This window comes from Pseudoalteromonas sp. NZS11_1 (assembly GCF_015864275.1).
Taxonomy (GTDB): Bacteria; Pseudomonadota; Gammaproteobacteria; order Enterobacterales; family Alteromonadaceae; genus Pseudoalteromonas; species Pseudoalteromonas arctica.
Genome location: NZ_JADYXK010000007.1, coordinates 44945 through 65425 on the forward strand (window position 1 = coordinate 44945; position 20481 = coordinate 65425).

General features: G+C 38.9%; 18 protein-coding genes, 1 tRNA gene and 1 pseudogene. 10 read left to right on the forward strand and 10 right to left on the reverse strand.

The genetic code is table 11. The features are described from left to right. Nucleotides 1–93: 93 nt before the first annotated feature. The 3 genes from aroA to gyrA form a co-directional block, all read right to left on the reverse strand. Nucleotides 94–1371 (reverse strand): 3-phosphoshikimate 1-carboxyvinyltransferase, encoded by a 1278-nt coding sequence (gene aroA, locus I6F44_RS07505; RefSeq protein ID WP_121954983.1) that lies wholly within the window; start codon nt 1369–1371, stop codon nt 94–96. Next, on the reverse strand, nt 1371–2453 hold the full coding sequence (gene serC / locus I6F44_RS07510) for a 3-phosphoserine/phosphohydroxythreonine transaminase (protein WP_121954984.1): 1083 nt from the start codon (nt 2451–2453) through the stop codon (nt 1371–1373). Before serC ends, aroA begins: the two co-directional genes overlap by 1 nt. Nucleotides 2454–2774: 321 nt before the next feature. Continuing rightward, nucleotides 2775–5474, reverse strand: a complete 2700-nt coding sequence (gene gyrA, locus I6F44_RS07515) for a DNA topoisomerase (ATP-hydrolyzing) subunit A (RefSeq protein ID WP_197173542.1) — start codon at nt 5472–5474, stop codon at nt 2775–2777. A 176-nt stretch (nt 5475–5650) separates the two neighbouring features. Here gyrA and ubiG point away from each other — a divergent pair, with 176 nt between their 5' ends. From ubiG to yfaE, 5 genes are all read left to right on the forward strand, one after another. Next, a complete protein-coding gene (ubiG, locus tag I6F44_RS07520; RefSeq protein ID WP_008171708.1) occupies nt 5651–6361 on the forward strand; it encodes a bifunctional 2-polyprenyl-6-hydroxyphenol methylase/3-demethylubiquinol 3-O-methyltransferase UbiG in 711 nt (236 codons plus the stop codon). Beyond that, on the forward strand, nt 6361–7041 hold the full coding sequence (locus I6F44_RS07525; RefSeq protein WP_121954986.1) for an HAD family hydrolase: 681 nt from the start codon (nt 6361–6363) through the stop codon (nt 7039–7041). The genes ubiG and I6F44_RS07525 overlap by 1 nt, the downstream gene beginning before the upstream one ends. Before the next feature lie 408 nt (nt 7042–7449). Next, the gene (gene nrdA / locus I6F44_RS07530) at nt 7450–9732 is read left to right on the forward strand and encodes a class 1a ribonucleoside-diphosphate reductase subunit alpha (protein ID WP_010552863.1); all 2283 of its coding nucleotides are present in this window, start codon (nt 7450–7452) and stop codon (nt 9730–9732) included. A gap of 65 nt (nt 9733–9797) precedes the next feature. Then, nucleotides 9798–10928 (forward strand): class Ia ribonucleoside-diphosphate reductase subunit beta, encoded by a 1131-nt coding sequence (gene nrdB / locus I6F44_RS07535; RefSeq protein ID WP_007583038.1) that lies wholly within the window; start codon nt 9798–9800, stop codon nt 10926–10928. Next, nucleotides 10928–11200 (forward strand): class I ribonucleotide reductase maintenance protein YfaE, encoded by a 273-nt coding sequence (gene yfaE, locus I6F44_RS07540; RefSeq protein WP_121954987.1) that lies wholly within the window; start codon nt 10928–10930, stop codon nt 11198–11200. Before nrdB ends, yfaE begins: the two co-directional genes overlap by 1 nt. A 34-nt stretch (nt 11201–11234) precedes the next feature. Here the strand turns inward: yfaE and I6F44_RS07545 are convergent, their stop codons facing one another. Both I6F44_RS07545 and I6F44_RS07550 read right to left on the reverse strand, forming a co-directional pair. Beyond that, entirely contained in the window at nt 11235–11789 is a 555-nt protein-coding gene (locus I6F44_RS07545) for a DUF1287 domain-containing protein (RefSeq protein WP_374703127.1), read from the reverse strand. A 60-nt stretch (nt 11790–11849) separates the two neighbouring features. After that, a pseudogene (locus I6F44_RS07550) lies at nt 11850–12322 on the reverse strand (hypothetical protein). A gap of 293 nt (nt 12323–12615) precedes the next feature. Between I6F44_RS07550 and I6F44_RS07555 the strand changes: the two are divergent. The 3 genes from I6F44_RS07555 (at nt 12616) to I6F44_RS07565 (ending at nt 14587) form a co-directional block, all read left to right on the forward strand. Then, nucleotides 12616–13026, forward strand: coding sequence for a hypothetical protein (locus I6F44_RS07555; RefSeq protein ID WP_121954991.1), 411 nt, complete (start codon nt 12616–12618; stop codon nt 13024–13026). Nucleotides 13027–13079: 53 nt separating this feature from the next. Beyond that, entirely contained in the window at nt 13080–13427 is a 348-nt protein-coding gene (locus I6F44_RS07560; RefSeq protein WP_024590144.1) for a hypothetical protein, read from the forward strand. A gap of 164 nt (nt 13428–13591) precedes the next feature. After that, nucleotides 13592–14587 (forward strand): alpha/beta fold hydrolase, encoded by a 996-nt coding sequence (locus I6F44_RS07565; protein ID WP_121954989.1) that lies wholly within the window; start codon nt 13592–13594, stop codon nt 14585–14587. A gap of 128 nt (nt 14588–14715) precedes the next feature. On the opposite strand, the gene I6F44_RS07570 is transcribed toward I6F44_RS07565, so the two are convergent. Beyond that, nucleotides 14716–15144 carry a hypothetical protein gene (locus I6F44_RS07570; RefSeq protein ID WP_024600261.1) on the reverse strand — a complete coding sequence of 143 codons (429 nt, stop codon included), beginning with the start codon at nt 15142–15144 and terminating at the stop codon, nt 14716–14718. A 199-nt stretch (nt 15145–15343) separates the two neighbouring features. Further along, complete coding sequence (locus I6F44_RS07575; RefSeq protein ID WP_024590142.1) at nt 15344–15523, reverse strand: hypothetical protein; 180 nt, start codon at nt 15521–15523, stop codon at nt 15344–15346. Between the two features lie 284 nt (nt 15524–15807). Between I6F44_RS07575 and I6F44_RS07580 the strand changes: the two genes are divergently transcribed. Both I6F44_RS07580 and I6F44_RS07585 read left to right on the forward strand, forming a co-directional pair. Then, nucleotides 15808–16197 carry a YkgJ family cysteine cluster protein gene (locus I6F44_RS07580; protein ID WP_024590141.1) on the forward strand — a complete coding sequence of 130 codons (390 nt, stop codon included), beginning with the start codon at nt 15808–15810 and terminating at the stop codon, nt 16195–16197. A gap of 215 nt (nt 16198–16412) precedes the next feature. Continuing rightward, complete coding sequence (locus tag I6F44_RS07585; protein WP_121955103.1) at nt 16413–18782, forward strand: TonB-dependent receptor; 2370 nt, start codon at nt 16413–16415, stop codon at nt 18780–18782. Nucleotides 18783–19153: 371 nt separating this feature from the next. On the opposite strand, the gene I6F44_RS07590 is transcribed toward I6F44_RS07585, so the two are convergent. The 3 genes from I6F44_RS07590 to I6F44_RS07600 all read right to left on the reverse strand — a co-directional run bounded on the left by I6F44_RS07590 (nt 19154) and on the right by I6F44_RS07600 (nt 20374). Continuing rightward, a complete protein-coding gene (locus I6F44_RS07590; protein ID WP_007586200.1) occupies nt 19154–19774 on the reverse strand; it encodes an FKBP-type peptidyl-prolyl cis-trans isomerase in 621 nt (206 codons plus the stop codon). Nucleotides 19775–19843: 69 nt separating this feature from the next. Continuing rightward, nucleotides 19844–20230 (reverse strand): hypothetical protein, encoded by a 387-nt coding sequence (locus tag I6F44_RS07595; RefSeq protein ID WP_121955104.1) that lies wholly within the window; start codon nt 20228–20230, stop codon nt 19844–19846. Nucleotides 20231–20283: 53 nt separating this feature from the next. Then, nucleotides 20284–20374: transfer RNA gene (locus tag I6F44_RS07600), tRNA-Ser, on the reverse strand. Nucleotides 20375–20481: the final 107 nt, after the last annotated feature.

Sequence of the window (20481 nt, forward strand, 5' to 3'; positions counted from 1 at the left end):
CAATGCACACCTAAATAAACCGCGACATTATACGTCAGTTATTAAAATATATCTGCTATTAGTGTGTAACTTTTGTAATTACTTCTAATTAGCTTATTCACTGACTGACGCTAAAACATTGAAAAATGTAGGAAATGTTTTATAGGTACACTTTGGATCATTAATCGTTATTGGCTTTCCACCAACGGCAACCATTGCAAAACACATGGCTATACGGTGATCGTCGTAAGTGTCTATTGCTACATCGTTGAAGTGTTTAGGCGGTGTAATTTCTATAAAGTCAGGCCCTTCTACCACTTCTGCACCTACTTTTCTAAGCTCAGTTGCCATCGCATATAAACGGTCTGTTTCTTTTACTCGCCAGTTATAAATGTTACGAATGGCAGTTGGGCCTTTAGCGAAAAGAGCAACAGTTGCAAGGGTCATAGCAGCATCAGGAATTGCATTAGCGTCAATATCTACGCCTTTTAATTCGCCTTTGCGAACAACTAAACGCTCATCATACCAATCGATTTTCGCGCCTACTTGCTCCATTACTTTAGCAAAGCCTATATCACCTTGAACTGATTTAGCACCCACGCCTTTAATTTCAATCTCGCCGCCAGCAATTGCAGCCGCAGCAACAAAGTAAGAAGCAGAAGATGCATCGCCTTCAACCATAATTCGTTCGAGTGATTGATACTGTTGACCACCTTTAACTTTAAAAGTTGCATAATCACTGTGTTCAACATTAACACCAAAACGTGCCATTACATCAAGCGTAATATCAATATAAGGTTTAGATACTAAAGTACCTTTAATCGTTATCGTTGTATCACCGCTAAATAATGGCGCTGCCATTAATAGAGCCGTTAAAAATTGACTTGAAATACTACCGTCAATTTCAACCTCACCACCTTTTATTTGACCACCTACAATTTTAAGTGGTGGATAGTCTTTGTGTTTTGTATAAGTAACATCACCACCAAGCGCTTGTAGAGCATCAACTAAGTGCCCTATCGGACGCTCTTCCATACGTGGCTCGCCTATTAGCTCATACTCACCAGCAACGGCAGCAAGTACAGCCGTTAAAGGTCTGTAAGCAGTACCCGCATTACCTAAAAACAATGGTTCGTTCGGGGTTTTAAACACACCACCAACTCCCTCTACGGTCGCTACAGTGTGTTCATCATTTAAAGTTACATTTACACCCAATAACTTTAAAGCACCCAGCATATGGCGTATATCGTCACTATCAAGTAAGTTCTCTACAACGGTGGTACCGTTTGCCAGTGCTGCTAATAATAAAATTCTGTTCGATAGACTCTTTGAACCTGGTAGGGTTACCGTGCCATTTACTTTAGAAATAGGTTCTAAACGGAGCTGCTCCATTAGCTGTGCTCCTTTGCAAATGCAGCCATAAAATCTACAAGTGCTTGAACACCTTCAAGAGGCATAGCGTTATAAATACTTGCGCGCATACCGCCCACAATTCGGTGACCTTCAAGTGCAAGTAAACCGGCCTCGCTTGATTGAGCAACAAATTTGCTATTTAAGCTTTCATCGTTTAACCAAAATGGAACATTCATGCGTGAGCGGCAATGTTTAGCGACTATATTGGAATAAAAATCTGAGTTATCGATAAAATCATACAGTAAATTTGCTTTAGCAATATTTTGTGCTTCCATGGCTTTTACCCCACCATTGCTTTCAAGCCATTCAAATACTTCAGCCGCTAAATACCAAGCAAAGGTAGGTGGGGTATTAAACATACTGCCCTGCTTTGCTTCAAGTGCGTAATCTAAAATACCGGGCTTTGGCAAACCTTCGCGCTCAAGTAATGTTTTACGAACAATAACAATTGATATGCCCGATGGACCGATATTTTTTTGCGCACCAGCGTAAATCAAATCAAATTTATTAACGTCTATCTCACGCGATAAAATAGTTGAAGACATATCAGCAATAATCGGAGCTGTTGGGTGGCTTGGTACATCAAAAATCTCTAAGCCATCGACAGTTTCATTAGGGCAATAGTGTATGTACGCAGCGTCTTCTGGTAATTCCCAGTCAGCAACGTCTTTAATTGAAAACTCACCATCAGCATCATTACGGACATCCGTAAAAGACGTTTGAGTAAACTTATTCGCTTCATCTCTGGCGCTTTTCGACCAAACGCCATTCTCACAATAAAACGCTGTTTTGCCTTCTTGGTGTAAGTTTAATGGCACAGCACTAAACTGGCCACGACCACCACCATGCATAAACAGCACTTCAAATTCATCACTAATATTCATTAGGCGACGAAGGCTAGCTTCACATTTAGCTGTAAGCGCTAAAAACTCTTTACTGCGATGGCTAATCTCCATCACAGACACACCTAGGTCTTGCCAATCTAGAAACTCTTTTTGCGCTTTTTTCATAACCGCTTGCGGAAGCATAGCTGGCCCCGCACAAAAATTATATTTACTCATTACCTTTGCCTCATTCCAGTAATTTAACTACTAAGCATGAACATTTAATACCAATCCGCTAAACCTTTAAAATTTAATGAATAATACCAATCCGCAATAATACTTAATCATTTTGCGGGGCTAAACGTGTCGCTACTTGCGTTAAAAAATTCTCATTTAGAACAACTAAATAGTGAATTTTTTGCCTAGCTATCAACACGTTTTTCCACCCTCAAAATAGATCTCTTAATTAAGCGAATTGGTATGAGTATAATTTCACACCCTATTAATTTTTTTCAACAACATTAAAAAAAGCGGCCAAGGCCGCTTTTTCAATATCAATTATTCTGAAGGAGGATTATCATCCGCTACTTCATCAATAACCGTATCTACTGTTTCAACGTCTTCAATACCAATTAAGTCACTTTCTGTAACTTCAATCTCTTCTATACGTTGTAAACCAACTACTTGCTCTCCGTCAATAGTTCTGATCAAAATAACACCTTGTGTGTTACGTCCAACCGTTGAAACTTCATTAACGCGAGTTCGTACTAAGGTACCACGATTCGAAATAATCATTATTTCATCGTTGTCATCAACTTGCACAGCACCAACAACAGCACCGTTACGTTCACTCACCTTAATTGATACAACACCTTGTGTTGCGCGGCTCTTAGATGGGTAATCTTCAAGTTGTGTACGCTTACCGTAACCATTTTCAGTTACCGTTAGAATGGCACCGTCAGTTTTTGGTACAATTAACGATACTACGCGTTGCTCGTCTGGCATTTTAATACCACGAACACCTGTAGCAGTACGACCCATTGGGCGAACACCTTTGAAGCGAATCTCAGGGTTACCTTCTTCGTCTAATACTGGGTTGCCGTTTTCATCAACAACTGTTGTTTCTTCAGCTTCTTTGAAGCGTACAACTTTACCTGCATCAGTGAACAACATAATTTCGTTGCTACCATCGGTAATATCAACACCAATCAAGCTATCGCCATCATTTAAGTTAACAGCAATAATACCGCTTGCACGTTGACGACTGTAAGCCGTTAATGGTGTTTTCTTAACTGTACCGAATGCAGTTGCCATAAAGATATATTTATCTTCTGCGTACTCGCGTACCGGCAATATAGCAGTTATACGTTCATCAGCTTCAAGTGGTAACAAGTTAACAATTGGCTTACCGCGCGCTGCACGACTTGCTAGTGGTAACTGATACACTTTAAGCCAATATAAACGACCGGCCGTAGAGAAACATAAAATAGTATCGTGTGTATTTGCAACTAACAGACGTTCAATGAAATCTTCATCTTTCATCTTCGTTGCTGACTTACCTTTACCACCACGACGTTGTGCTTCGTAATCAGACAATGCCTGATACTTCACATACCCTTCGTGAGAAAGCGTTACAACAACGTTTTCTTCAGTAATTAAGTCTTCAAGGCTGATATCGTGAGCCGCTGCATTAATCTCAGTACGACGTTCGTCGCCATACTGCGCTTTAATTTCAACTAGTTCGTCACGAATAACTTCCATTAAACGCTCAGGTGTTGCCAAAATATAAAGTAGCTCAGCAATTAACTCTAATAACGCTTGATATTCAGTTAAGATTTTTTCGTGTTCAAGACCAGTAAGCTTGTGTAAACGCAAATCTAGAATTGCTTGAGCTTGTTGCTCAGAAATATAGTATTGACCGTCGCGAATACCTAAATCATCAGCAAGCCAATCTGGACGGGCTACATTATCTTCGCCTGCTTTTTCAAGCATACCTTGTACATGACCTAATTCCCACGGACGTGCAGTTAAAGCAACTTTAGCTTCAGCAGGTGTAGGTGATTTACGAATAAGCTCGATAATTGGGTCAATGTTTGCAAGCGCAATTGCTAAACCTTCAAGCGTATGAGCACGGTCACGCGCTTTGCGTAAATCAAACACGGTACGACGAGTTACTACTTCACGGCGGTGAATAATAAACTCTTCAAGCATTTCTTTTAGATTAAAACACTTAGGTTGGTTGTTAATTAATGCAACCATATTCATACCAAACACAGTTTGTAACTGAGTTTGTGAATACAAGTTATTTAAAATAACTTCGCCTACGTCACCACGTTTAATTTCAATAACGATACGCATACCGTCTTTATCTGATTCATCACGTAGTGCACTAATACCTTCAATTTTCTTATCTTTAACAAGCTCTGCAATTTTTTCAATTAAACGGGCTTTATTAACTTGATAAGGAATTTCGTGAACGATGATTGTTTCACGGCCTGTTTTTTCATCGGTTTCGACGTCGGCGCGTGCACGCATGTACACTTTACCACGGCCAGTTAAATAGGCTTGTTCAATGCCTTTTTTACCGTTGATAATTGCAGCCGTTGGGAAATCAGGACCAGGAATATAATCCATTAACTCTAAAATAGTTAAATCAGGATTTTGAATAAGTGCCAAACAACCGTTCACAACTTCAGTTAAGTTATGTGGTGGTATATTTGTAGCCATACCTACTGCAATACCCGACGAACCATTCACTAATAAATTAGGGACTTTCGTAGGTAACACGTCAGGGATGAACTCAGTGCCGTCGTAGTTAGGAACGAAATCAACCGTTTCTTTTTCAAGATCGGCTAATAACTCATGCGACATTTTTGCCATACGTACTTCTGTATAACGCATTGCCGCTGCTGAATCACCATCAACCGAACCGAAGTTACCTTGGCCATCTACAAGCATATAACGTAGTGAGAATGGCTGAGCCATACGAACTATCGTGTCATAAACTGCACTGTCGCCGTGTGGATGGTATTTACCGATTACGTCACCGACCACACGGGCCGATTTTTTGTAAGGCTTGTTCCAGTCATTACTAAGCTCGTTCATTGCAAACAAAACGCGGCGATGAACAGGTTTTAAGCCGTCACGTACGTCTGGTAATGCACGTCCTACTATTACGCTCATTGCGTAATCTAAGTAGGAGTTTTTTAACTCGTCTTCAATATTGACTGGCAGAATTTCATTGGCGAGATCAGTCATTTGATATCACATTCCTTCAGTATCAGCTCTCAACAACCCGGTATTGGGTATTAAGAGTATTGTTATTATTTCTAACAGCCATGCTATCACAATTAATTTTAATTTACAGGCGCAAAACTTTGCGATTTATCAATTTAGCCCTATATAATGGCCTCAGATTGACGAGGAAGTATTTTATGACCGAACATCAAAATGTAGATCACGCAGAAATAGCAAAATTTGAAGCCATCGCTGAGCGTTGGTGGGACCTAGACGGAGAATTCAAACCTCTTCACGAAATTAACCCGTTACGTTTAGACTTTATAGCAAACAAAACGCAAGGCTTATTCGATAAAGAAACACTCGACGTTGGCTGTGGCGGCGGTATTTTAAGCCAAAGCATGGCGCGTATGGGTGCAAAAGTAACTGGCATCGATATGGGCCAAGAGCCTCTAACCGTTGCTAAGTTGCACAGTTTAGAAACTGGCGTAAATGTAGATTATATAAAAGTGCCTGCAGAAGAGTTTGCAACACAGTACCCTGAGCGCTTTGATGTAATAACGTGTATGGAAATGCTTGAGCACGTTCCCGACCCAGCATCTATCATTCATGCTGTAGCTGCACTTGCCAAACCAGGCGCGGACGTGTTTTTTTCAACCCTGAACAAAACACCTAAAGCATATTTATACGCGATTGTTGGCGCTGAAAAACTCTTAAAAATGGTGCCTGAAGGTACACACGACCATAAAAAGTTTATAAAGCCTGCACAGCTTATTGCATGGGCAGAGCAAGCCGGTTTAAAAGTTCGTGCAAGTACAGGGCTTTCTTATAACCCACTATCAAAGCAATATACGCTCAATAGTGACGTTAGCGTAAATTACATACTTTATTTTGAGAAGTTAGCTTAATGGCTAACTCTCAAGCCCCCCTACCCCTTATTGAGTACGATGCATTTTTATTTGATTTAGACGGCACCCTACTCGACACAGCTGATGATTTAGGTGCCGCTTTAAACGCAGTCCTTATTAGCAATAAAATAGAACCTGTTAGTAGTAATATATACCGTCCTGCGGCATCTAACGGCGCAGGCGCATTATTAGAGGCTGGTTTTAAAGAATTATGGGCTAAACAACCCCAAAGCGAGCTTATAAAGCAATTAGTTGACGAGTACGCCACAAACATAGCAAATCACACACGTTGCTTCAGCGGAGTTGAATCGTTACTTATCGCCCTTGATCAGAAAAAGATCAAATGGGGGATCATGACTAATAAACCAGGGTTTTTAACCGATCCTTTAGTGGCAGCTATTCCCGCATTAAAAAATGCCAGTGTAGTAATAAGTGGCGACACATTAGCTGAAGCTAAGCCATCACCTTTACCACTGCTACATTGTGCAAAGCTTATGCAGGTAGAACCAAGCCGTTGTTTATACATTGGTGATGCACAACGTGACATACAAGCAGGCAAAGCGGCAGGTATGCATACCGCAACGGCACTTTGGGGTTACATCCCAAGTAAAGATGAAGCGATAGGTTGGGAAGCCAATTTTAACTGGCAAAGCCCAATTGATGGTTTTAACCATATATAGTGCTATGTTAATTATTAAACACTATATATTGTGATTGTGTTAGTTTTCACACAAAGCTTGCTGATAAAAAAAGCAGTCAAAATTTATTTTTAAAATGAGTAAATTTAGCAGATCATTAGTTGATTTTTGCATATTTCAACTTAAATGATTGTTCGAAGGTGAGTGTCTACTAACACAAATGCGTTATCCCAAAGTTATCCACAAACAGGGGCAATTATGTCCCTTGCAAAACAACTCAGACCACACTATCTTGTGATCTCTAAATTGAACAACACCAGATATTGTGGCCAAATGTTATTCAATTAAATTCGCCAATACGGTGAAACCTATAATAAATGATTATGTACCTTGCTTCGGCGAGGCATAAAGCATTGGTCAAAATACATAATTCCCAAGGAATACAGGCAAATGAACCAACAGTTATCTGTAAGCAAACGTGACGGGCGCAAAGAGCCTCTTGATCTGGATAAGATCCATCGCGTTATTGAATGGGCCGCCGAAGGTTTAAGCAACGTTTCGGTTTCGCAAGTTGAATTAAAATCGCACATTCAGTTTTACGACGGTATTCGTACTAAAGACATTCACGAAACCATCATTAAAGCAGCAGCGGATCAGATTTCGAAAGAATCGCCTGATTATCAATACTTAGCGGCACGTTTAGCTGTATTCCATTTACGTAAAAAAGCGTATGGTCAATTTGAGCCACCACGTTTATTTGACCACGTAACAAAAATGGTTGGCGATAAACGCTACGATGCTCACTTATTAGTAGATTACACAGAGCAAGAATTAGACGAGCTTGATGCATATCTTGATCATTCTCGCGATCTTAACTTTAGCTACGCGGCTGTAAAACAGCTTGAAGGTAAGTATCTCGTTCAAAACCGTGTATCGGGTGAAATCTACGAAAGTGCACAGTTTTTATATATTTTAGTAGCAGCGAGCTTATTCTCTGACTACCCACGTGAAACACGCGTTTCTTACATTAAGCGCTTTTACGACGCAGTATCGTTATTTAAAATATCTCTACCAACGCCAATTATGTCGGGTGTACGTACACCTACTCGCCAGTTTAGCTCGTGTGTATTAATTGAATGTGGCGATAGCCTTGATTCAATCAATGCAACGTCGTCAGCTATTGTTAAATACGTTTCACAACGCGCAGGTATTGGTATTAATGCTGGTCGAATTCGTGCGCTAGGTAGCCATATTCGTAACGGCGAAGCGTACCACACAGGTTGTATTCCTTTTTATAAGCACTTTCAAACAGCTGTTAAAAGTTGTTCGCAAGGTGGTGTACGTGGCGGCGCTGCAACATTGTTCTACCCGCTTTGGCACCTAGAAGTAGAAAACCTACTTGTACTTAAAAATAACCGTGGTGTAGACGACAACCGCGTTCGTCACCTAGATTACGGCGTACAGTTTAATAAACTAATGTACTCTCGTTTAATTAAAGACGACTACATTACGTTATTTAGCCCATCAGATGTGCCTGGTCTTTACGATGCATTTTTTGAAGACCAAGCTGAGTTTGACGCGCTTTACGTAAAATACGAACAAGACGAATCGATTCGTAAAAAACGCATTAAAGCGATTGAGCTTTTCTCTATGTTTGCGCAAGAGCGTGCAAGTACAGGTCGTATTTATTTACAAAATGTGGATCACTGTAATACACATAGCCCGTTCATTGCTAAAGTTGCGCCTATTCGCCAATCTAACTTATGTTTAGAAATTGCATTGCCAACTAAGCCACTTAATAACGTAAATGACGAAGAAGGCGAAATTGCCCTTTGTACACTGTCTGCGTTTAACTTAGGTGCAATAGAATCACTTGATGAGCTTGAAGAGCTAGCTGAACTTGCAGTACGCGCACTTGATAACTTACTTGATTTCCAAGACTACCCAGTACCAGCTGCTAAAAATGCAACTATGGGTCGTCGTACACTTGGTATAGGCGTGATTAACTACGCATACTACCTAGCTAAAAACGGTAAGCGTTATTCAGATGGCAGCGCAAATGCACTGACTCATAAAACATTTGAAGCGATTCAATACTACTTGATGAAAGCATCAAACGAGCTTGCTAAAGAGCGTGGTGCCTGTCCTAAGTTTAACGAAACAACGTATTCACAAGGCATTATGCCAACAGATACGTACAAACGTGATTTAGATAAAATTTGTGATGAGCCACTTCATCTTGATTGGGATACACTGCGTGCAAATATTAAAGAGCACGGTATGCGTAACTCAACACTAAGTGCGTTAATGCCATCAGAAACATCGTCGCAAATCTCTAATGCAACAAATGGTATTGAGCCACCACGTGGACATATTAGCGTTAAAGCAAGTAAAGACGGTATTTTAAAGCAAGTTGTTCCTGAGTATGAGCGTTTAAAAGATCAATACGAGCTACTGTGGGACATTCCATCAAACGATGGTTACTTGCAGCTTGTTGGTATAATGCAAAAATTTGTAGACCAAACCATTTCTGCAAATACAAATTATGATCCAAACAAGTTCGAAGGCGGTAAAGTACCTATGCAAGTCTTATTAAAAGACTTATTAAGCGCGTACAAACTAGGTGTTAAAACCTTGTACTACCACAATACTCGTGATGGTGCCTCAGATATGCAAGAAGATACTCCAGAAGTGGAAGATGATGATTGTGAAGGCGGCGCGTGTAAAATATAACTGCTGATTTTTATTTTAAGCGGGCATTAAGCCCGCTTTTTCTGATAGTTTTTTGAGTGATAAACATGTCTTATACTACTTTTAGCCGAAACCATAATAACCAAATGCAAGAGCCAATGTTTTTTGGCCAAACTGTAAACGTATCTCGTTACGACCAACAAAAATACCCAATTTTTGAAAAATTAATCGAGAAGCAACTGTCTTTCTTTTGGCGTCCTGAGGAAGTAGATGTAAGTAAAGACCGTTTAGACTTTCAAGCGTTACCCGATCACGAAAAGCATATATTTTTAAGTAACCTAAAATACCAAACTCTACTTGATAGTGTGCAAGGTCGCTCGCCAAACGTTGCCCTACTTCCTATTGTATCGCTACCAGAGCTTGAAACATGGATAGAAACGTGGGCATTTAGTGAAACAATTCACAGCCGCTCATACACGCATATTATCCGTAACGTAACACAAGCACCTGAACTTATTTTTGATGACATTGTTAGCAACGATAAAATTAGCGAACGTGCTGATGCCGTAACTAAATACTACGACGACTTAATCAACTCTGTATCGCTTTACAACTTATACGGTGAAGGCAAACACGAGATTAATGGTAAAACCGTTATCGTGAATTTGTTTGAGCTTAAAAAGAAACTTTACCTTGCAATGATGTCGGTAAATATTCTTGAAGCGATTCGCTTTTACGTAAGTTTTGCATGTTCGTTTGCATTTGCTGAGCGCGAATTGATGGAAGGTAACGCTAAAATCATCAAGCTTATTGCGCGCGATGAAGCACTTCACCTTTCGGGTACTCAGCATATTTTAAACATTATGCAAGACGGTAAAGACGACCCAGAAATGGCGATTGTTGCTGCTCAGTGCCGCGACGAAGCGATTAAAATGTTTGTTGATGCTGCAGAGCAAGAAAAAGAGTGGGCTGAGTATTTATTTAAAGATGGTTCAATGATTGGCTTAAATAAACATATTTTATGTCAGTACGTTGAATACATTACCAATGCACGTATGACTGCGATTGGTTTGCCAGCACAGTTTGAAAATAACAGTAACCCTATCCCATGGATAAACTCATGGTTAGTGTCTGATAACGTGCAAGTAGCGCCTCAAGAAGCAGAAATTAGCTCATACCTTGTTGGTCAAATAGACTCTCAAGTTGATGCATCAGAATTTGGTGATTTTGATTTATAATGAGTGACAAGTCTACTGCAAGTGTAACACTTGCAGAAAACAGCCAGTGTATAGAGTTTACCGCTGGCTGCCCTTCTCTTTTACACTGCTTAGAATCCATGAAAATAGACGTTGCATTCCAATGCCGCGAAGGCTACTGCGGCGCTTGTAGGGCAACGTTAGTATCAGGTAACGTTGAGTACAACGAAGAGCCACTTGCGTTTGTGCGCGAAGGCGAAATACTGTTGTGCTGCTGTAAACCCAATGGCAATGTAAGTATTAATCTGAAATAAGATTAATACTTACATATACCGTTTATTAAGCGCATCAATACTGTGGAACAAACCGGTAATGCCCTGTAATTTTGTAATCAAAAAGCATGTCACTTTTTTGCGGCCCACGCCCAATATTATGCACAATAAGCGGATTATCTGTATCTTGAGATGATTCATTAATCACCATGCCTATATGAGGTAAATTACCTGGTAACATCCACGTTACTATATCGCCGGTTTTATAATCACTCACTTTGTTGGATTTACTTAATACGTTTGCATGGCGCTCAAAGTAAGCTTGTAAATTTGGAACACGTCGGTGGTCTATATTTTTATCAGGCTTACTTAAACCCCAAATACGTTTAGATGGATACAGTGTAAAGTTATTTTGCATGTCTTCATGCACGAGTTTCTGTAAATCGATGCCTAACTTTCTGTAACTTCTGATTATAACGTCGGTACATACCCCAATATTTTTAGGCACATCACCACCTGGGTAAGCAATTGAGTGATAAGCCCCATCGTAGGTAATATTGTGTTTTGTTCGCTCGAGTAAGGCTGATACTATACCTTTTTCAAACGTTACAGCTTGTGCATCAATACACATTAAAGTAAAAAAGCATCCTAACGTTTTGTTCATATAAATTCCTTTAAAATTCTGCGCTAATTACAGAGTATGAGTTACATATTTTGGCACATCTATTTTTTACCACGACTAGCAAATTGATCATCAAGCGGGTATGCCATCTTTTCGAGCGGAGCATGGTGATATCCCTCTCGTTGAATTTCACTAATGTAACGAAGCATAAATGCGTTAGCGCCAAGCTCAAGCCACTGCGCAACATGAACAAGTTCATGAAAATGGACCCTTAAATTAGTAGCGACGTGGGGAAGTATATAATAAGTATATTTATACGTTATACCCGCCGCGTCCATATTGACAAAATCACCTAGGCCCATTTCTCGCAGACCCGCAAAGTCTGGCTTTGGTATTTGGTCTACAACAACGTAATACGCGTTTTTTAAAAGCTCGGTAGGATAAAACCCATAAAATTCATTACTGAATTTATCACAACTCACTTTTTGACTACTGTATTTTAAATTTGTAGCGTCAATCCAATTTTCTATTTGTTCTAGCACAGCTCCTCTCCTAAAGTACAAATGCAACACACCATGTGTAAACCTTAATCTAATATTGTAGTAAGTTTTTTAACCAGCACTTTTAGTATTAACACCTCGCAACTAGCGAAGAAAATAGAACGCATAGAGTATCTAAACAAAAAGCTCTAAATCAAAATTATCATATAAGCATAACCAGTCTATAAACAGTAAAAACCTTTTTTATACTTTTTAAAGTGTTATTATTTGTAACTAAAACAGTAACACTTAAAATCATATATAATTTTACTAATACACTCTTTCGCATGAAAATAATGCGTTTCAGTCCCATTGTCTTACTTGTCATATTAAGTAATACAGCAAATGCTGAAAATATAAAACCGTTCACATCAGATGGCTGTAGTGCTTTTCCGGACGGCACGACAAAAGATAAAAAGTTGTGGCTTGCATGTTGTAAAGCGCATGACTACGCCTACTGGCAAGGTGGCACTTATTGGCAACGTTTAGAAGCAGATAAAGCCTTGCAACAGTGTGTTATTGAAGCCGGCGAAACGAGTATAGCGAACCTTATGCTTGCTGGAGTTCGATTTGGTGGCAGCCCTTATATACCATCGACTTTCAGATGGGGCTATAGTTGGCCCTATCCTAGGTTATATAAAGCATTAACAGCTGATGAAATTAAGCAAATTGTTGCTTTAAAAACGGTATTAACTCAAACCAATTAACACATTGTGAAAAACTGGGTTATGCAAATAATATCAAAAGGAATTGAATCACTATGCTTATACTGCTAAGTATCATTTTAACTTTGTTTCCAACGGTAATATCTTATTTTGTTTCACGTAATTACGCTAAAAAGGCTAAAGCGACTAATAAAGGTGCTTACATCAGAGCAGTGCTTTGGCCTAGTGTTTTCTCGTGGACACTATTTGCTGCTGTTGGGCACGGCGCAATCATCTTCCCCTTACCTTCAACGTTTGCGGTCGTGTTATATGTGTTTCTATATGACGAACGTGGTATCTATTTTCATCCTCACATATTTTTAAGCCCAACGATTCCAATAGCCGTTTATTTAATAAGCTATTTCAAATACAAAAAAGCGGCCAATAAAGAGCTAACGCCCTAGCCCACTGTTGGCTCATAAGTATCTTGTAAGGTCCAAAGCTGCACTTACTCCTGCTGTACACTTCTTTGCTGTGAAACTACAACGTTATTATCTGAATACAATTGTGTAAATAACGGGTCTGGTAAATTAATAAAGCGTCATTACCAAAAATAACGAGTTTACTTATGCACCCAGATATACAAAAAAATCTTAAAGTAAAACCTGCTCACATCGTCTCTTTTATTGTGTTTTTACTAGTTTCAATGTCTACGCTTACCGCTCAGGTATATGCCGCTGATGCTGTATGGCCTTCAAAAACCGCTTACAAATATGCAAATGTAAACGGTAAAAAGATATTTTACCGAGAAGCTGGCATCCAGCATAAGCAAACCATTGTGCTTTTACATGGCTATCCGTCGTCTTCACACAGCTACCGAGAATTGATCCCGCTTTTATCAGGTCGTTATCATGTAATTGCACCCGATTATTTAGGCTCAGGATACAGCGAACGCCCAAACCCAGAAACTCAAAAATATACTTTTGAATTACTAGCTCAATACGTTGAAAGGTTACTAACAACGCTTAAAGTAAAGCGCTACAGCCTATATATACAAGACTTTGGAGCACCTGTAGGCTTTAGAATGTTGTTAAATAACCCTAATAAACTTGATGCACTTATTGTACAAAATGGTAATGCGTATTTAGAGGGGCTAACCCTACCGAGGCAAGCATTTTTTAAAGCCGCGAATGAAGATAGTTCGAAAGCTCAGCAAGATAAAATTTATTCGTTCACGTCTGAACAAGCCATTATTAATAAGCAGTATTTACGAGACGTACAAAGTAACCCTGAAGTGATGAGCCCAGATAGCTGGACGCATGATCTTCACTTTTTACAAACCAAAGCTGATAGAGTAATTCAAGTGCAATTGCTACAAGATTACTACAACAACCTTCTCGACTATCCAAAGTGGCAAGCTTATTTACGCAAGTACCAACCACCAACGTTAATTGTATGGGGTAAGAACGACCCTGCGTTTATAGCCGAAGGCGCTAAAGCATACTTAAAAGATGTACCGAACGCTGAACTGCATTTACTCGATTCAGGGCACTTTAGCGTTGAAGAAAAACCAGTAGAAATTGCAAAGTACATTGTCGATTTTATGAATAACCTAGCTCAATAGTAAGCCTTTTCTTTTGGTTTAGTATTTATAGCAAACATAAAAAAGCGCTGAGGGTATAAACCATCAGCGCTTTATTAAGCTCAAGCTAAATCCACATAAATCACATTTAATATGGATAAGTTATGTATTTAACCTTCTTCTTCAATAAGCGACTCTAGTAGGTCGTGTATTTCAGCTTTAAGCTCTTTGTCTTCAATTTTATTGGCGCTGACTTTAGCATTTTGAAGGTTTTTAATAGCTTCATCTTTTTGGCCAAGCTCAAGCTGTAATGTAGCCATTGAAAAAGAAACCGACGACATGTGATCTTTGTTATTAATCGCAATCGACTTTTCTAATGCTTTTTCGTAAGTAGTAATTGCCTCTTCTAACTCTTCGGTAAAATCAGCTAAAGTTTCCCATTGTACAGGGTGATCTTTTGAAGTGTTTTCGTTTTCAATACAAATAGCTTTTAACTCTGCAAATAACGACTCAAACTTTTCACGGTTATTTTTGTTAGCCGCCGCCATTAAATCTTCTGCTAGATCATGTACCGCTTTATATACTTTTGTATTCATCATCACTGGTTATCCTTTAATGCAGCTAAACTCATTTACTCACTCAATTTAGCTAAAATGTATCATTACAGTCATTATAAAACGTATTTAAACAACTGATTTATTTAATTTGGTGTATAGCGTAATAATACATTAATAATGAACATCGCGTAGGCGTTAAACACTCTGTGATTAAACTTTATCGCAATTACTCTTGGTAAACTTAAACGCTGAATAAACTTGCAACCCAATCCAACGTAAAAATGGTCGTAAACACTTTAAGTGCAATGACAACTGAAAATAATAGGATGATTGCCGCTTTAGCTTTGCTACTTTTAAGATTGTTCCAATACAATAACTTTGCATTAAATTCTGTTTTTAACTTAGTGACAGCCTCTTTCATAATAACGCCCTGCTTAGGTATCTGCACTCAGCAACATTTAACAATCACACAGTTGCTCAAGCGGGGTTTGTAACATTTTTCGCTACCTTTAGAGTAAACCATTAAATAAAACCTGTACTATATAAAATGTAACAAGGGGTTTTAACTTAAGTTATTGTATCTAACTATTGTTTACACACCCAAAAATTAAAGGATGGGTAAATTCAGTAGAGCGTTAATAATAAATTTGGTGCTACACTAATAACTAACTTAAATTCGTTAACAGCCAACTAAATTAGCCAATTATGAAAGAATGCAACCAGTGTGGTAAATGCTGTATTAAATATGGCGGCGGCGATTTAAGCGCAACAAAAGAAGAAATAGATTTATGGGAGCTTTTTAACCCCGAAATTTATGAATACGTTAAAAACAACGAAATTTGGTTTGACCCAAAAACAGGCTTAAGACTTCAAGTGTGCCCATTTTTAGAAATTGCGCCTAAAAAAGATCCTCTCGCTAAAAACATGTATACCTGCAGTATTTACCTCGACCGCCCAGAAGACTGCCGCCACTACCCTAGTCTTATTTCAGAGATGATCCGCGACGAATGCGAAATGATTGAATCTGTAGATATAACAAATCAGACAAGAGCGCAGCATAAACTAGATGCGATAATGATAGATAGCCGCTATTAAATACATAGATTTACCGGCTAGCGCTATGAGTTCTTCGATCAAATAGATAAGTTTCCTATTCACAAACCTATTATTTGAATTTTTATAATATTGGCTTAATCGTCATTTTTTGATTATTCATCGCAAAACACAAAGTTATACTATAACATTGTTGATTCGTTAATTTTGCGGTGTTATATTATATCACAACATAATAACCACGAACCAATATATCCATGACAAAGTTAACATTAATCTCCTCTGCTATTTTTTCTGTTTTATGTTCTCAATCAGCTTTGGCTGCAACCGTTACTGGTAAAGTAATGGATGATAAAAATCAACCAATTAAAAATGCCTCTATCCATGTCCATGGCAAAAACCAAAGCGTTAAAAGTAATGATTTAGGCGAGTTTGCTATCGATATAGATGCAAACAGCCAATTACATATTAGTAAAGACAACTACATAGACTCTCGTATTACTGTTACCGAATCTTCAAATAATCTGTCTGTGTCACTTAAACCAACATCGGTTGAAACAGTGGTTGTTTATGCCTCTGCACTTCATAAGAACAGCCTAGAAATGATATCGCCAGTAAGCGTGCTCTCAGGTGATGAATTAAGAAATAAATCTAAACCAACACTTGGCGAAACTCTTAAAGGTTTACCAGGCGTAAATGCAAGTTACTTTGGCCCTGTATCATCAAGCCCAATTATTCGTGGTTTAGATGGCCCTCGCGTTAAAATTACACAAAATGGATTAGATGCCAGCGATGCGTCGCGTATTGGCCCAGACCACGCGACATCAAGCGACAGCCTAGCGGCAGAGCAAATTGAAGTGTTGCGCGGTCCAAGTACCCTACTTTATGGCTCTGGTGCAATTGGTGGCGTTGTAAACGTGGTTGATAACCGTATTCCTACTAGCAATATCGACGAGCTTACAGGCGCTGCTGAATACAGCCACGATACGGTGTCAAATTCAAACACCGTAGCAGCAAAACTTGAAACAGGTAATGAAGGCTTTAACTTTCATTTTGATGGTACTAAGCGCAGCGGCGATGATTACCAAACACCGACCTTTACTATTGCCGACGATGATGGCGATGTTGAAACCGAAAGCTCGGTAGAAAATACTTTTATTGATAGCGAAACACTCAACTTTGGTACCAGCTATGTTGGCGATCATTTAACGATTGGTTTTTCTTACGGTAATATTGATACTGATTACGGTATTCCTGGGCATGAGCATCATCACGATCACGAAGGTGAAACTGAAGAAGAGCATGCAGAACATGAAGATGAAGCAGCTGAAGAGCCGGTTTACGCACATTTAGAGCAAGATCGCTGGCAAGGGCTTGTAAGTTACGCCCTTCATAATAACTGGATTGAAACCATCAACCTACGTGTTGGCTATACAGATTATTCACACAGCGAAATTGAAGATGGCGAAATTGGTACTACTTTTAAAAATAAAACGACTGAAGCACGTCTAAATGTAGAGCATAAGTTTGCTGATTGGCACGGAATGATGGGCTATCACTACAGCGATTCTGACTACGATGCAATTGGTGAAGAAGCATTTACACCCGCGAGTGTAACTACAACTAACGCATTATATTTACTAGAAGAGCGTGAATTTGGCAACGTGACAATAGAGCTTGGTGCACGTGTAGAAGATTACAAAATTGAAAGCCAAATCACGGCACACGAACATAGCCACGATGAAGTAGAAATAGATCATAGCGACGAAGAGACCATTGGGTACAATAAAAGCTTTACCAATTTAAGCACCTCTGCCGGTGCCATTTGGCAATACAGGCCGGGTCATAGTATTGCGACAAGTATTTCTCATTCAGAACGAGCACCACTTTCGGCAGAGCTTTTATCAAACGGTTTACACATTGCAACTGGCACTTATGAGCTAGGTCTTGGTTACAACATTGAAGATAATGAAGCGCATTTTGAGCCTGAAAATATTAAGCAAGAAACCTCAACAAACCTAGATTTAAGCTTTAGACGTTTTAGCGGAGACTTTGGTTACACCGTTAACTTTTTCTATAACGATATTAAAAACTTTTATTTCCAAGAAAATACGGGTTTAGTTTACGATGAAGAAGATGGTTTAGAATCAGCTATTGGTGCACATGACGATGCTGTTGCGGTTTATCAGTTTACAAGTAAAGACGCAGAGCTTTATGGAATTGAGTTTGACGCACATTACCAAGTAACCCCAAGCGCTATGGTTAAAGTATTTGGTGACTCAACTCGTGCAAAACTAAAAGACGACGAAGGCAACTTACCGCGTATCCCTGCCAATAAATTAGGCTCTGAGTTACAGTACGATTTAGGTGACTTACAACTAACACTGACGGGTACTCATTACTTTGATCAAAACGATGTAACTGCATTTGAAACAAAAACGGACGGCTATACGTTATTTGATGCACAAGCTAATTACCAATTAGGTTTAGGCAGTGTAGATGCACAGCTTTATATAAACGTGGATAACATTACTGATGAGTTAGGCTTTGTGCATAGCTCATTTATTAAAGATAAAGCCCCACTACCTGGCAGAAACTTCCGCTTTGGTGTTCGTGGTTATTTTTAATAATTAAAAATAGTTTTTAGTTTATATATTTACAAACCGCATTTTATTAATGCGGTTTTTTTTATTTTTAGAATATATAATATCAACACGCAGTTATACTTAATCGATTTGAAGGATTAAACCTGATGCTAACTGCGTTAAGAATTTCTGATATACGACTGCATGGATGCTGGAGGTAGAGCAATGCAAGAGCAATTAGTGGTAACAACTAAACAACGAAATTTTTGCCTTGTTATCGACACAATTTTCTTAGCGAAAAGTAGATCACTTAATTAAGCTAATTGGTATAAAACTCTTAAATTACAAACACAAAAAAGCCGTATTCAAATTGAATACGGCTTTTTAAATTCTTAAATTAAAATTTATTTAATTTAAGAAATGATTTCGTGTAGCTCAACATCAAATACAAGCGTTGAGAAAGGTGCGATTGCAGCACCTGCGCCACGTTCACCATAAGCAAGCTCATGAGGAACGTAGATACGCCATTTAGTACCTACAGGCATCATTTGTAATGCTTCAGTCCAGCCTTTGATCACGCCACCAACTGGAAATTCAGCTGGTTGACCGCGCTCGTATGAGCTATCAAACACAGTACCGTTAATAAGTGTACCGTGGTAATCAACACGTACTGTAGACTCAGCTGTTGGCTTTTCGCCTTCGCCAGTTGCTAGTACTTCGTATTGAAGACCAGACTCAGTTACTGTGATTTCAGGACGTTTTGCGTTTTCTTCTAAGAATGAAATACCTTCTGCAGAAAGTACTTTAGACTCTTCTTCACGACGAGCTTGAATCTCTTCGTTTATTTTTTCAAATGCAGCTTGGATCTCTGGGATCTCAACTTGAAATGCGCTACCAGCGTACGCATCTTTCATGCCTTCAAATACTGAATTTAGGTTTAAGCCTTCAAAAGGATTAGACTTAAGTTGCTCACCCATTTGTAAGCCAATACCGTAACTTGCTTTTTCAGCATCTGTAGTAAAATTATCTGACATAATGTGTTTTTCACGTTTTGTTAGTTAAAAGACGCGACTATGCTATCACAAAATAAACCGCGTTTGGGGCTAGTTTTTGCTGAGTTTTAGCTTAATTAGGCCAACAATATAACTACAAAGCGGCAAACTGAATAAAATTCCAACAAGTAGAGGCATTGTTAGTAATCCTGATTCGCCAAACAGTAAAAATGGCACTACAAGCAGCCCTATACAACCAATAAAAACAGAGCCAATAACTGGCCAATGCTTATCGTATTTGGTAATAAGATGGGCAGCTAAAACATTAAAACCAACACCATAAATTAAAGCGGTAATTAATGGATACTCTGGATGAGCGTCTATAGCCATTTTTGCTAATAAGCTAATAGCACTTTGATAGCAGTAACCAAATACCGTCCATAATAAAAGATGTTTTATTAATTTCTGCGAGGTTGGTAGGTTTGTTGCTTTAGTCATTTAGAAACTCCACAAAGCAAAAAACCGCCCATAAGGCGGTTTTTTTTAAATAATGGTGGAGAGATAGGGATTTGAACCCTAGATGGGCTATAAACCCATGCCGGTTTTCAAGACCGGTGCATTCGACCACTCTGCCATCTCTCCGCACGGCGCGAATAATATGGTTAAATACGTAACTTGTAAAGAGCTAAATATAAATTAATATAAAACATTAATTTATTGGATGAAATACATCCACTTTGTTATTTTAT